Here is a 14,137-nt window from a genome sequence, read left to right as displayed (position 1 = left end):
CTGTAGGACTCCCGAAACGAATCTCGATGGTACCTCCGGGGCCATTGCCCGCAACTCTGGCGGAGAATGAAGCTGCGCCACTTCCGAAATCAACATTGTTGTAAACCGTGTAGTCGTTATTATCAATCGAGGTTAGATCATAACCCGTGCCTTTATCTGAGGCGCTCTCAAGCTGGATGCCTGAATGGCTGTCATAGTTCTCTGCTTCGATTTGGTTCAATGCAGATTGACTAGTTCCACGTACGAATGTAATCCGCGAATCTGTAAACGGATTCAGAAGTTGGTTGCCGTACCGGATCACAGGTACCGTACCGCTCGGGGAGTCGATTTGAGCAGATACGAGCTGCCCGCTCGCCCATTTCATGCTGAGTTCATATCCGCCTCTTGCTTTCACACCCGTTATTTCGCCACTCGTCCAAGCTGAGGGCAGCGATGGGAGAAGTTCAATTTCCCCGGTATGACTTTGCACAAAGAGTTCTGGATAATACGCGTTTTTTAATTGCCATTCATTCACCGAACTATCTCTTGGATAAATGGTTGCTCGGGAAGCGGATTTATCCCCATCGTTAAGCCGTGCCCACATGAACGAGTCATCCGGGTGATATCCACCCGAACCGCGCATGGTTAGCGAAACATTAGCTGCTTGAAATAAATCAGGAGTGGCTCTTTTCGTGATCTGGTCAAGAAAACCAACGCCAATTAAATGGGAGGCATGACGGTGGTCGAGTTGAGAGTTAACGTAGTCATTATTCCATTCCTTGATTTCACCGTTGTTACCAATTTGATAGGGTAGCAACTTCGGCAAGGCGGTCCGAATTCGATTCAGCAAATCAACATCTGCAGGAGAATCTGACTCCAATATACTTCCTGCTTCCAGTACATTTTCAAACAATTCCCGAATGACCGTCATGTCGATCGTCGAACCTTGACTGACAGCAATCTTGGTTCCATCCGACAATACATACTTCGCTTCGGGAGAAGTAGAAGGCGATGTAACGAGATAGCCATCCTTATTAGCAACAAGTAAATCCAATGCAAATTCTGCGGAACCCTTCATAAGAGGGAAAGCTGTATCTTGAAGAAAGGACTTGTCCTGTGTGAACCGATAATGGTCATACACATTAAACATGAGCCACATGCCGCCCGTAGGCCAAATTGCCCATTCATTGTCCTCTGCACTAAGTTCTGATTTTGCCCAAACATCGGATGAATGAGGTACAAACCACCCGTCAAAGCCGAAATCAGCTTGCGCGTTTTTCGCCCCGTTTACAGCCAAGTTTTCAATATACTTCCATAGCGGGTCGCCATTTTCAGCAAGATTCCCTGTCTCTATCAATGCATACATCTTCTCTACATTTTCATTAAAAAAATGTGCTCCCCACGAGCTTGGCTTCCAGTTGTAATTCCACATTCCCTGCTGGTTGTGCGGTCGGTCAAATGTATTTGCTCTGGAAGTGCAAATGGAAACGTAACGGGCGTACTGATAGGTGATGACATTAGCTCTGGCAACGCCTGCGTTCCCGTCAACTTCCGTCCATAACCTGCGAAACAAGCTCCGATAATCAGACTGGTGGGCACTTAGAAGCTGGCTATAGGTTTTGGCAAACGCCGCGTTCATAATCCCCGTTACGATTGGCGTGGGATTAATGCCGCCTTGGCTTGGATTTGGATTGGTAAACGGATCTTTGTAACTTGTCACATCGGCATACAGTAGTTCAATGACCGATGCACCTGAAATGTTTAAATTCCCTCCGGTTGCTGTTACCGTTCCTCCCGTTGTTCTGGCACGAAGACGAGCATCGAACGTCATGCCTCTCCCGTTTGCCCACGTGTTTGCGTCCTCATTGTACGGGGCTGTTCCTGTCATCTGGATTTCATTACCCGATGAAGAAACTGTTCCGTGTGTGTTCATTTCCGCCGGCAGTGTCATCTTGGCCGTCATACTCATGGGCTGGCCGCCGTCATTGGTCATTCGGACAACCATAACGCGATCAGCGTAGCTGGCAAATACTTCACGTGTATATGTCGTGCTTCCTACTTTATACTTGGTTGTCACAGTAGCTTTATCCAGATGAAGCTCCCGATTGTAATTCGTATATCCTGCTGTGTTCGGCACATCCAGGACGATTTTGCCAATTGGCAGGAACCTAGACATTTGCACCGATCCCCACATCCCTTTGGCGGCCGTATCCGCTTGCTTTAATTTCTCCTCGCGATAGGTTACTGATGTGGCTGTATCCGCTTGAGCAAGTAAACTTCTTGTAGCATTCAAAGCTGTTATACGACTTGGATTTGTATGATTGAAAGGTTCACCGGAATGGAACGTCTTATCATTAAGTTGAAGAATTTCAGTCGCAACACCGCCTGAAACTTTCGCGCCGAAGTAACCATTCCCGACAGGCGTTCCGGTAAAATCTGTCCCGCTGGCAGGCGTTGTCCAATTGATTTTCAAATCATCCCAATTGCCTGATTTCTGGACAGGCAGTGCCGTACTTCCTACATTTGCATAAGCTTGATTAGATGTCCCTACTGAAACTAAGCTTGTTACAAGAAGAGAACTGACTAGCATGCTTATTAAACCTGCTTTTACTTTCTGCATAACATATCCTCCTTGATTTTATCTTGGGTATCCCGATACATATCCAACTAACCACTCTTAATGTAAGCCCTTACATTCACCTCCCAGCCCCAACATATAGCATTTATAATTTCGTGTAAACGTTAAAAACAAGTGATTTCTATAAAACTATCAGCAAATTCTTTTGTTATAAGCGAAAAAACCGCCAATTTGTTAGTATCGGCGGCTTACTCTTATTCATGATGGATATCCGTTATCAAATAATTTGTTTTCACTTGTCGAATTCCGCAGCTTGTATTCTGACGTGGTGACGCCATACTTCGTCTTAAACATTTTATAGAAATAATTTTGATTCTCCCAACCGATTCTATCCAAAATCTCAGCCACGTTGGTATTTGGCTTTGTTATAAGTTCGGCTGCAATGCTCAATCGATAATCCATTAACCATTCAGCAATGGCTCTACCATGAACATTGCGAAATATTTTACCCAAGTGATATTTGGAAAGGTTCAAGAGCAAAGCTATACTATCCTGACACAACGATTTATCCATATAGTTGGATTCTATGATTCCAATGACTTTACTTACGATCTGCTGGTTTCTGTTCACCTTGGAATCCACCATACTTTCGGCTATTTGACGAATAAGCACGTGGAACTCAGCATTAATTTCCCCTATAGTTTCCATTCTACTAATCATACGAACAAAAGTACTATATTGAATGTTAAACGTGGTTGATCCATTCAATTCAATTTCTTTGATTCGCTTATAGATATTAAATGCCAAATAATATAAATAACTAATAACAATATCGTAGGAATAATGATTCAAATAGGCAACAATCTGTTCATAGACTTGAATCGCTTCCTCATACTTTCCATAAACAAGTAGTTCGTCAAATGTTTTTTCCATTTGGAGCGGCGGCCGGAAGTCATCCGTCTTCATATGTTTTAATTCGTCCGACGAGATGATCGATCCTTGTCCAAAAATGAATCTGTACTTGCTAAACTGAACCGCTTCTTGATAAGAAATGGATATATCCTGAAGTTGTTTCACCGAATACCCGATCACGCCTGTCATCGAAAGTTTGAGATTGTTTTGGACCCAGTTTTGAAGTTCCGCAACGATAAGGCTAATATCGCGCAGCTGTTTATCATAGGATTCGTCGCAAGCTTCCAAGATAAGGACAACTTCATCTCCCAAATCTACCGCACAATTATTCGTAGAACGCGACGCTATTTCTTCCGCGGCATTCCCAATCGCATAACGAAAGAGTTGTTGATCTGCGGCACTGTAAGTTCTTATAAATTGCTCATAACGGTCAATCATGAAAATAACGGCAAAATGGCGCTTATCAGCCAACAAACCTATTTGATAATGATCAAGACGTGATTGCAGATCAGCGGGGTCATCATCCAACGATTGGCTGACCAGCCTTCGCATGAACTCTAATTTTCGAGTGAAAAAAGCAGTCTTTTTATCGCCAATGGATACTTCGTTCTGTTGAATGGCCATCGAAATGACATCACTTAAATAGCCAATATCATCTTTATTGTCGACCAAAGATGGAGAACGAGGCAATACAGAGACTTTACCAACCAAACCGCGAATAGGAGAATACAACCTTTTGGATACATAGAATACGATGAATATCCCAGGAATCAAAATCCCTAAACAAAAGGCAAGCGTAATCCAGCCAAGCCGCTCCATATCATGAAAAATAATGGAATAAGGTGCTATGTGAATAAATTTCCATTTCAAAGTATCGGATGTTACATAAGTGATCAGATGTTTCTTTCCTTGAATCGTTGTTGTAAAAAAAGCTTCTTTCGCCTTGTAGCTTTCTTGGATGGGTTTGAGAACTGCCGTTTTCTCCTCCGCCGATAACTGCTCCATGTTGCCAAGAATCTGTTGTTCATTTTCTCCAAGTATCCATGTACTTCCTTGATTTTTCCCACTGGAGGAAAGCGATTGAATTAAATCCTTCAAGTAATCTACTTTTACGTTAACAATAATGGCGCCCTTTACGCGGTCTGCTGTATCCTCATATTCGTAGAAAATATAAGTCAAGACACTCATCTTCTGGTTGCTGTCAATATCTTTCCCATCGGCAGAAATAAAGACCGGGATTTTTCTCAATACAGGGTGGAATTTTCCTCTTGTTACCTGTTTCTTCTGATCAATGATAGAAACTAAGTCTTGATCAAAAAAGGAGTCCTTGGTATTGATGGATTGAAGCCAAGTCGAATAAAATTGATTGCTCGTTCCATTAAACACATAGACGGAATGTACGAATTGATTCGCGTTTTTCAACTTGCTTACATCTACCAGTGCCTCTTGAATATCCTTATAATCGTTATTCGCACTATACATTACCGACTGTACACGATCATTGGTCAGCAAAGAAATGGCGAACGTTTTCGACGCTTCGTTCAAATAAGTGGCACTGTAGCTGACTTGTGAAAGCGCATTCGTATTAGCGCTAGATACTAGGTTCACGCCAATTTTTTGAAAATTAACGTATAAAATATAGGAAAGAGCCAGTAAGATACAGATAAATACAAATGTAAATGACGTAAACATACGAATAAACATAGATCGAGGCAGTTTTATCTGGCTCACGAGCACTCCCCCCAATATCTCTCTTATAAATCCATAATATAGCAAACTGAATAAATTGAAAAGAATAATCAACTATATGGAAAATTAACCGCTCAATAGCTTAAAGAAGCTATGAGCGGTCATTTGGTTCTTATTTTTTATTTACCTTGCGCCATTCATCCAGTTGTTTTTGAGCTTCTGCCGTAACTTTATCCAAGCCTGCTTTCTTAAGTTTATCGTTAATTTCAGCTATGACCTTCTCCGGTTCAGCAGTTCCAAAATTCAGCAGCGAGTTTGTTACGCTGTTGTACTGTTTAATAATTGCATCGATCTGGGCCATCTCGGTTTTAATGGGATCACGATTCAAAACAAAGCCGATTAAAGGGGAAACAATCGCTTCTTTGTTCACTTTATTCGTTTGCTCCCACACATCTTTAGGCTGTCCTGGACGAAGGAACATATTAAATTGACTGCCCACTTCCCAGTCTGTCCCCGGATTATATCCGCCATTTGGCAAAGCTTCAATAGTTCTATCGTCCACTTTCTTGTAATGCTTGCCTTCAATGCCTACACACAATAACTGATATAATTCTTTGTCAGCGAACAATAGATCCAGATACATCATTGCACGTTCAGGATTTTTTGAGTTTTGGTTAATCGCTGTCAATGATGAAATTAAACTCGTGTTGGAAACGTAAGATGGACTGAACTGAACATCGGTTACTTCGTATCCTGCCCATCCTTTTGTATCGCCTTCATTGCCAGGCTTCACTGCTCCTGCTGCAAACATCCCATATTTCCCTGTTTTTTGCTCTGCTTTATAATCTTTGATCGTAGCTGCGTCTTTGCGGATGTATCCTTTGTTGTACCAATCGCGATTCATTTTGGCCAATTCCAACGTTTCTGGAAGTTCATACAAGTTCTTAATTTTAAAATCATTATTTTTTACATTAATCACAAGAGGATTGGCTGTATCACCTGTAACGGTGTCATACATAAGGCCGGTATCCATTCTGGAAAGAAGCTCTGTGGAAACCGGTGCGCCGCTCGTCGTAGGCACAATACCAAGCTCATTTTGCTTCACATTTTCCAGATATGGTTCCAAATCACGCAATGATTTGATTTTTGTTTTATCAAGCTTGTACTTATCGGCTAAATCCTTTTTAATTGAAAACCCTTTCATAGTTGCCATAATTTGATAGCTTGTTATCCCATATAGCTTGCCGTTCACGCGCGCCCCATCAAAAAATTGGGCAGGAATCGTTTCTTTGATATGCGTACCGTATTTATTAAGAAGATCGTCTAACGGCAAGAACGCTCCCTTCGCAACATTGTTATAAAAATTATTTGTCCATGAAGCCGTGTACGTTAAATCCCAATCCTCGCCTGCCGAAATAATTACTTTCATTTTGTCGTCGTAGTTGCCCCAGTCAATGGTGTTCAATGTGATGGTCGTATTGATTTTTTCTTTGGTAATCTTGTTCATAGCATCGACAACCGCTTTCTCATCTGGCTGCGGTGTTCCGACTCTATAAAGAGTCAGATTTACAGGATCTAGTTTAGCCGGTGTAGGCGACTCTGCCCCGCTTTTCGTACTCTCCGCCGGTGAAACCGTTGCGGTTGGCTCTCCCGTTTTTCCACTGCTGCATCCGCTAATTAAGGATACTGCGCATACGATCGACAATACGCTTCCTGCTACTTTCCTCGTGCTCTTCATTTTCATGTGTTTGTCCTCCCCTGAATCATACAATTTAATATTATTTGAAACCTTACGGTGTCAAACCAACGTTAAGCGTCTAGCCTTTAATGGAACCGACTGTAATTCCTTTAACAAAAAATCGTTGAAAGAAAGGAAAAATGAATAACATAGGACCTGCAGCAACGACCGCCAGCGCAAATCGAGCCGATTGACTTGGCAAAACGACAGAAGATGTATTCGCAACAGCCAGAGCGCTGTTTAAAAAATCAATGTTAGACATGATCCGATAAAGCAGAAGTTGCAGACTGACATACTTGCCAGTGTCAATAAACAATAAACTTAGCCAATAATCGTTCCAATAAATGAGGACTGAAAACAAAGCTATTGTCGCTAACCCGGATTTGCTAATAGGTATAATAATGGAGAAAAATACGCGATATTCGCTTGCTCCATCCATTTTTGCTGATTCGATTAATGCGAATGGAATAGTTGACATAAATCCTTTCATTAATAAGACTAAGAAAGGGGTTACAACATACGGCAGAATAAGAGCTAACGGTGAATCTTTTAAATGTAAAATCCGCGAGACAAGAATGTACCACGGCACTAAACCACCGCTGAACAGGAGCGTAAAAAAGATGAAAAATGAAATTTTATTTGCCAAAAAGAAATCTTTTCTACATATCACATAAGCAACCATCGCTGTTATCATAATGCTCAGCAAAGTGCCGCTCACTGTTACAAAGATCGTGACCACATAGGAATTAATAATTTGTTTTGGATTTTCAAAAATGAATTGATACGCTTCCAACGTGATCTCGCTCGGAAAAAGTGAATACCCTTCTGTAAGGATCGTACTTTCTTTTGTAAATGACGCCGTGAGAACAAGCACAATTGGAATGATGCAGGCAATCGACGATAACAATAATGCAATATGGATCATGAGAAGACTAATACGCGATTTGATTATCATTGAGAAGAACCTCCTTAGAACAGGGCGTTTTCTTTACTAACCCTACGAATGATGAAATTTGTAAACAGGATAATGATGAGACCAACAATAGATTGATAGAAACCGGCAGCCGATGCCATACCAATATCCCCATTTACCCTCAGAGCTCTAAACACAAACGTATCAATGATATCCGTTGTTGGATATAGCAGGGTTGAGTTCATCGTAACGTTATAAAACAGGTCGAAGTTCCCGAAGAAAATACGACTTACTTGTAGCAGCACAAGCAGAATCATCAAAGGTTTCAGCAAAGGAAGGGTAATTGCCCATATTTGCTGCCAGATGTTTGCGCCATCTATCTCTGCCGCTTCAAAATACTCAGAGTCAATAGAGATAATGGCCGTGTAATAGATAATGGCGTAATAACCAGCATTTTTCCATAAATTCACCGACATTAAGATGTAAGGCCAGTATTGAGGCTCGTTGTACCAAAGAACAGGCTCCTTACCGAACCAGGACAATATCGTGTTTAGAAACCCGTGACTCATATCCAGGAAAGCAAGGCATACATAACTCACAATTACGAACGAGATAAAATAAGGGAAAAATAACGCCGTTTGATGGAATTTGATAAACTTTTTCGAGACTTGATTCAATAGAAGTGCAAGAATAACCGAAACAATTAAAGTAGAAAAAATGAAAGCCGTGTTGTAGAGCAGTGTATTTCGGGTAATGACCCAAGCATCGCTGGAAGTAAAAATGAATTTGAAGTTTTCAAAACCGTTCCATGGACTATGGAGGATACCGTCCCTATAATTGTAATTTTTAAAAGCGACGATGAGTCCGTATAAGGGAATGTAGTGGAAAACAAAAACAAAGATGCAAGCAGGTAATGCTAAAAATAGTAACTGATGCGACTGTCTAAGCTTCTTCCAAAAAGCAGGAAGTTTATGCGCCGTAGGGCCTCCTCTGGCTCTTAAAGTTGCAGGTACTCTCTCCATGTAAAACACTCCTCGTTTCGTATTTACCCTCGCTGGCCTGTGTTTAGCAGGTTGTCTTTGGTGTGACCTCATCATAGCCCTATACCTATCATTTCTAAACAACAAGTATATTGGTTTTCTATAATTCGGTAGGTAAAAACGAGCGATTTCTATAGAAACGACCCTGTAAGTATTTTCAAATGTATTAATATAATAGTAATTAGGGTAAACCGTTTTTAAAATGATCATTTTGGGGGTCCAAAAAAAAGAATTGAGGCGTGTACGCTAGTAAATGCTAAACAAAAAATACGACGTTTCCCCCACATTTTGAGAGTAAACGCCGTATATCCTCTTCTTTCATTTAAAACTTCAACTTCCTGCTTGATATTTTGGCTGAAACCACATGACCCGCATTGGCATTATTGTGTCCGATTTCAAGTGGATCAGGGCCGACATACGTTGTTTCTTTACCTTTTATCGTCAAGAGCCCGGGCTCCAGTGTGATTATGGCATAAAGGGGTTCTTCATAGGGAACAGATTGTCTGAGAATCGGGTGTTTGGCCGTAATTTCCTCGGAATACCGAACCGTATTGAACTGAGCTCCCAAATAATGATAAGAGATACTATTCATATGTATGAAATAAATATCATCGATCACTTTGACGCCATCAAGATGATTATGGCCATTCATACATGCAATTACTTTATGAAAACCTGCAGCCTGATTGGCTTCTCGCAGAATCTCGCGAAGTTTGTCGCTGTTATAAATACCGACATTAGATCCGACATATGTCTCTTCCAAACTTTGATGGCTGAACAAAATCGTATGTTTGTCTGTTTGGGACAAATCCTTCCTCAACCACTCTAGTTGCTCGTTCGTCATATTGCCGACGGATTTTCCATGTTTAGAATAATTGCTAAACGCATAATCCATGTATTGATCGCCAACGAGGAAATAGTTGGCATCCAGAACAACGAAATGGTAGTCCCCGCAGTCGAATGAATAATAATTGGATTTCATACCGAGGAAACTCATCATAATCTCTTTATCACATATATCCATATCATGATTGCCCAGCACATGATAATTCGGCCCATGAAACTGTTGCCATGTGCCAAGAAATGGTTCGTTTTCAGGAATTGGAAAACAGAAATCGCCTAACTGGACTATAAAATCCACATTTTCTTTGATCGACTCGTCTATAAAGGCTTGAAGACGATCACTTGCTTTGTACATCAAATCATGATGAATATCGGTAATTAACCCAAACCGGATTCGCTCAAACTCCATACCCATTCCCCCAATAAGTAGATTTATAAGTAGAGTGATAAAAGTGCTTGACTACTCTTTTCTATCATAGCTCTAATATCCATCTCTTCTACACATCAAGTGTATTGGATTTCTATAATCAGGTGTGTAAAAACGAGCGATTTCTATAGAATTCACCTAAGTTGGTCAACGATATACCCTAGAGGAACTACAGGCCGCTATTCGAGCAAATTCAGCCCGTTTCCGCATTCGAGCGGAACTACAGTGCCTTATTTGACCGTCTAACTGTTTTCTCTAAGGAAAACGGACAAATAGCAGACCACAGTTCCCCTCCTCGCGAAAAAGAGCCTATTTCAATGAAATAGCGCCCTGTAGTTCCCCTCCCTCTGGCAAGGGAGAAAGTGCTCGAGCGATAGCAACAAAAAAAAGCCCGCTCATCTAGTCCAAAAGACTAAATGAAACGGGCTTACATCCTACATCGCGACAGGCTGCCCAAGTTTGGCAGACTCATAGGCAGCAAGCGCTACTTGCGCCGCCTTTAAACCATCTTCACCCGTGACTGGCACCGGCTCGCCTTGGAGCAGCGCCTTGACGAAGTCACGAATCATATAAGCGTCCATATCATCTCCCCAGAAGGTATATTGCCCTTTACCCACTGCATCGCTGAACAGGTCATTTTTCTGCGCGAACCCGTCCACTGAGATGACCCCCTGAGTGCCCACAATCTCCATCGTCACATCTCCCCATGTCGGGAACGATTTGGGGCGCGACCAGCTCGTATCCAGTACCGCGAATACGCCGTTGTCGAACTTGATGTGCAGCATGCCGGCATCTTCCACTTCCAGCTCTTCTCTGAAAAGCGTAGCCGCATAAGCGTATACTTCCTTCACTTCCGACTGCAGGAACCAGTTCATGAGGTCCATCACGTGCACGGTGTGATCCAGCACAGCCCCGCCTCCGGATAAGCTTTTGTCGATGAACCATCCGCCAGGGTTGCCTCCGTGATTCGTCCCTTTGATCGCGACGATGTCACCGATATCGCCACGCTCGATGGCTTCTTTCGCCCGCACCACAGCCGCCAAGTAACGGCAGGGAAAAGCTGTCATTAGTTGCACGCCGTTCTCTTTGCAGGCAGCAATCATTTGCTCCATCTCTTCCATTGTCGTGCCGAGCGGCTTCTCGCAAAGCACATGCTTCTTCGCATTCGCTGCGTCGATCACAAGCTTGGCGTGATGAACGTTCTCCGAGCAAATGACTACGGCATCAACATCTTGTGCGAGCAAATCGCGGTAATCGGCGTAATACGGCACTCCGTGTCGCTCCGTGATACCCTCAACCCGGCTTTTCACATCATCAGCAATCCCAACAATTTGGACATCAGGCAGCTCTAGCAAACTATTCAAATAACTGAATGCATGACCATGCGCGAAGCTAATCATGCCTATTTTCAACGAACTCATGATATGTCCCTCCCGTTATGTTTGGCCCATTTACAGCCGTACAGCTTTGCCAGTCTGAATGGATTCAAGCGCTGCTTTGGCGATTCTTAATGCTTCGCAAGCATCTTGCGCGGTTACGATCGGATCGCTGCCCTCGCGGATGCAAGTCAGAAAATGTTCAAGCTCCCTATAATACGGATCGAAGAAGCTCGGGCTTTGTGGAATTTCAACAACTTTCCCTCCGCTCTCTGGAGGAGCTGACTTGCGTATTTGCAGTGATTGTGCATTCAAACTATCGGTGCGAACAAGTCCCTCGGAGCCTGCGAACTCCGCCGCATAGCGGAAGGATCCCGGATAGCCCCAGAATGCTTCCAGATTAGCCACTGCGCCGCTTTCAAAAACCAGCGTAACGAGCGCATAATCCATCGTCCCATCACATTTGTTCATCCCATAAACCGACTTGACCTCGCCTAGCGTCCAACGCATGAAATCGATGTCGTGTATCATCAAATCGACGATTACACCTCCGCTTTTGTCTGCGTCCATAAACCAGGATTTGGCTTCTCCTGGATGGCCTCCTACACGCCGGGCATTCGCAACACCAACTCTGCCGATTCGACCCGAATCCATCTGCTGCTTCATCTGCGCATATTCAGGGAAAAAGCGTACAACATGTCCGATGAATAGGCGGACCTCATTTTCCTCACAGCATGCGATCATTTCTTTGGCATCTTCCAAATGGAGCGCCACCGGTTTCTCACAGATAACATGTTTTCCTGCTTTTGCGGCTTGAAAAACAACCTCTTTATGCAAGTAGGTAGGAACGGCTATACTGACAACCTCAAAATCAACAGCCGAAAGCATCTCCTCAAAAGTCGTGAACGCTGTCGTTCCCACTTTTTTTGCAGCTACTTCCGCATACTCAACTTGAATATCACATACGCCAACCAGTTCTACACCGGGCATCTTCGCATAACTCATCGCATGCCACTGTCCCATACCGCCACAGCCGACCACTGCCACTTTCATCTCTCACTCGCCCTTTCAATTGTTGTATACTAATTAAAGCAATCATACCGATTCCAGCGCTTTTCAAAAATGACACGGTTTGTCTTGTTTATATCCAAATTTGCAGTAATGGACTAGGTGATATTACTTATGGAAACGTTCAAAGAACCCATTCATTATCAGAATGAACACCTATGCATGAAGGTCTGGCAGTTCACCAATACAAGTCCGAAGAGTCATCAGCATGAGCAGCCATGGCACTATCATAAAGAGGTTGAACTGATTATTGTACAAGAAGGAAAGCTTGACATTCGTACACCGGACAATCTCTATCACCTCTCGCCGGGAGAAGTCGTGCTTATCGGCTCTTCCCAGCTTCATCACAGTTATAAGCCGGAAGACGAACCGCTCGTCTACATCGTGCTTCACGTCGATCTTCAGCCCTATTTTGATCCTGCGATGATGATGTATTATCGGCATTTCTCCGAAATGGTGCGGCCGCTTGAAGATTTGAACTACATGTTCCTTGAGAATGAGCGCTCCAAACAGGAAATCGGCCGAATCATTGTCGATATTCATGCCGAAATGATGGCCAAAACGAAAGGCTATGAAATTGCCATGAGCATGCATATCAAGCACTTGCTGCTAACGCTGCTGCGCCATGACCGGCGCGAGCTGCTGCAGCCTTTCGGTTTCGTGGATGCGACTGTCATGAGGCCTATCCTCGATTATGTAGAAGCTCATTTGGGAGAAAAAATTGACATGGAAGAAGTTAGCCGGAGCGCTGGCATGAGCTATACGTATTTCTCTAAATTTTTCAAAAAATGCGTTGGTGTCTCATTCACCGATTATGTGAACCGGCAGCGGATTCGCAAAGCCGAGCAGCTGCTCATTACCAAAACCGACATTGTCACCGATATAGCCGTGACTGTGGGGATCGAGAATATGGCTCATTTTTATGAGCTGTTTAAACGCTATAATAGCTGCACGCCTAAGGAATATGTCCGAAAGCTGCTGCGGGATAGCTGATTTGTATGTAGATCATGGAACAAGATGGTACAATGGTAGTCGAGACCTTTTCATTCATAATTACAGGAGGATTGATGATAATGAGAGATACCTTTTTATTCGGAGCATTGGACAAGTACCGCAATCGGTTGCTAAAACTAGTGGAAGGATGTCCTGAAGACCTAAGAAATGTCGTGCCAGAAGGGTTTAACAATAGCGTTCATTGGCAGATCGGTCACGTACTTGCGGTGACGGATCGCCTTGTATTCACTCTTTCCGAACAAGCTTCGTTAGTACCGAACAACTATATCTCCTTTTTTGGCAATGGCACAAGGCCTGCGGATTGGCAAGAAGAACCGCCTGCATGGGACGATATCATCGCACAGCTGAAAGAACAACCGGCTCAAATTCGCGAGTCCTTGCACGATAAACTGGAAGTGCCAGTCAAAGAGAATATGCTGAAAGCTGCAACCATTGAACAGCTAATCAACTCCAGTGTCATGCATGAAGCTAACCATTTGGGCGTTATCTCCGCTATGATGAAAGTGTTGAAATAAGCAGCAAACCAAAAACAGCCGTTCAAAGGTAACTTTGAGCGGCTG

General features: G+C 43.2%; 10 protein-coding genes. 2 read left to right on the top strand and 8 right to left on the bottom strand.

Annotation, left to right across the window (positions count from 1 at the left end; genetic code table 11):
- The 8 genes from GQF01_RS14085 to GQF01_RS14050 all read right to left on the bottom strand — a co-directional run.
- The coding region (locus tag GQF01_RS14085; RefSeq protein WP_161407425.1) for a glycosyl hydrolase family 95 catalytic domain-containing protein at nt 1–2,599 on the bottom strand (2,599 nt) is incomplete at its 3' end.
- Nucleotides 2,600–2,815: 216 nt separating this feature from the next.
- Nucleotides 2,816–5,200 (bottom strand): helix-turn-helix domain-containing protein, encoded by a 2,385-nt coding sequence (locus tag GQF01_RS36845; RefSeq protein WP_161407423.1) that lies wholly within the window; start codon nt 5,198–5,200, stop codon nt 2,816–2,818.
- Nucleotides 5,201–5,330: 130 nt separating this feature from the next.
- Nucleotides 5,331–6,902, bottom strand: coding sequence for an ABC transporter substrate-binding protein (locus GQF01_RS14075; RefSeq protein WP_161407421.1), 1,572 nt, complete (start codon nt 6,900–6,902; stop codon nt 5,331–5,333).
- Nucleotides 6,903–6,975: 73 nt separating this feature from the next.
- The gene (locus GQF01_RS14070; protein WP_161407419.1) at nt 6,976–7,851 is read right to left on the bottom strand and encodes a carbohydrate ABC transporter permease; all 876 of its coding nucleotides are present in this window, start codon (nt 7,849–7,851) and stop codon (nt 6,976–6,978) included.
- A 14-nt stretch (nt 7,852–7,865) separates the two neighbouring features.
- The gene (locus GQF01_RS14065; RefSeq protein WP_161407416.1) at nt 7,866–8,831 is read right to left on the bottom strand and encodes an ABC transporter permease; all 966 of its coding nucleotides are present in this window, start codon (nt 8,829–8,831) and stop codon (nt 7,866–7,868) included.
- 340 nt (nt 8,832–9,171) lie between these two features.
- Nucleotides 9,172–10,101 carry a metallophosphoesterase family protein gene (locus GQF01_RS14060; protein ID WP_161407414.1) on the bottom strand — a complete coding sequence of 310 codons (930 nt, stop codon included), beginning with the start codon at nt 10,099–10,101 and terminating at the stop codon, nt 9,172–9,174.
- A 452-nt stretch (nt 10,102–10,553) separates the two neighbouring features.
- Nucleotides 10,554–11,540, bottom strand: a complete 987-nt coding sequence (locus GQF01_RS14055) for a Gfo/Idh/MocA family protein (RefSeq protein WP_161407413.1) — start codon at nt 11,538–11,540, stop codon at nt 10,554–10,556.
- A 30-nt stretch (nt 11,541–11,570) separates the two neighbouring features.
- Nucleotides 11,571–12,548 carry a Gfo/Idh/MocA family protein gene (locus GQF01_RS14050; protein ID WP_161407411.1) on the bottom strand — a complete coding sequence of 326 codons (978 nt, stop codon included), beginning with the start codon at nt 12,546–12,548 and terminating at the stop codon, nt 11,571–11,573.
- 129 nt (nt 12,549–12,677) lie between these two features.
- Here GQF01_RS14050 and GQF01_RS14045 point away from each other — a divergent pair, with 129 nt between their 5' ends.
- Together GQF01_RS14045 and GQF01_RS14040 are read left to right on the top strand one after the other, a co-directional pair.
- Nucleotides 12,678–13,556, top strand: a complete 879-nt coding sequence (locus GQF01_RS14045; protein ID WP_161407409.1) for an AraC family transcriptional regulator — start codon at nt 12,678–12,680, stop codon at nt 13,554–13,556.
- A gap of 80 nt (nt 13,557–13,636) precedes the next feature.
- Nucleotides 13,637–14,092 carry a DinB family protein gene (locus GQF01_RS14040; RefSeq protein ID WP_161407408.1) on the top strand — a complete coding sequence of 152 codons (456 nt, stop codon included), beginning with the start codon at nt 13,637–13,639 and terminating at the stop codon, nt 14,090–14,092.
- Nucleotides 14,093–14,137: the final 45 nt, after the last annotated feature.

Origin of the sequence: Paenibacillus silvestris, assembly GCF_009882985.1 — a bacterium.
In the GTDB taxonomy this organism is placed as follows: domain Bacteria; phylum Bacillota; class Bacilli; order Paenibacillales; family NBRC-103111; genus Paenibacillus_E; species Paenibacillus_E silvestris.
Note: the sequence above shows the minus strand (reverse complement) of the source record. Positions and strands in the feature narration are given on the sequence as shown.

Bases quoted from the DNA above. Each gene is read 5' to 3' on its own strand.
- GQF01_RS14075 (WP_161407421.1), bottom strand. From the start codon at position 6,902: ATGAAAATGAAGAGCACGAGGAAAGTAGCAGGAAGCGTATTGTCGATC.
- GQF01_RS14070 (WP_161407419.1), bottom strand. From the start codon at position 7,851: ATGATAATCAAATCGCGTATTAGTCTTCTCATGATCCATATTGCATTA.
- GQF01_RS14065 (WP_161407416.1), bottom strand. From the start codon at position 8,831: ATGGAGAGAGTACCTGCAACTTTAAGAGCCAGAGGAGGCCCTACGGCG.
- GQF01_RS14060 (WP_161407414.1), bottom strand. From the start codon at position 10,101: ATGGAGTTTGAGCGAATCCGGTTTGGGTTAATTACCGATATTCATCAT.
- GQF01_RS14055 (WP_161407413.1), bottom strand. From the start codon at position 11,540: ATGAGTTCGTTGAAAATAGGCATGATTAGCTTCGCGCATGGTCATGCA.
- GQF01_RS14050 (WP_161407411.1), bottom strand. From the start codon at position 12,548: ATGAAAGTGGCAGTGGTCGGCTGTGGCGGTATGGGACAGTGGCATGCG.
- GQF01_RS14045 (WP_161407409.1), top strand. From the start codon at position 12,678: ATGGAAACGTTCAAAGAACCCATTCATTATCAGAATGAACACCTATGC.
- GQF01_RS14040 (WP_161407408.1), top strand. From the start codon at position 13,637: ATGAGAGATACCTTTTTATTCGGAGCATTGGACAAGTACCGCAATCGG.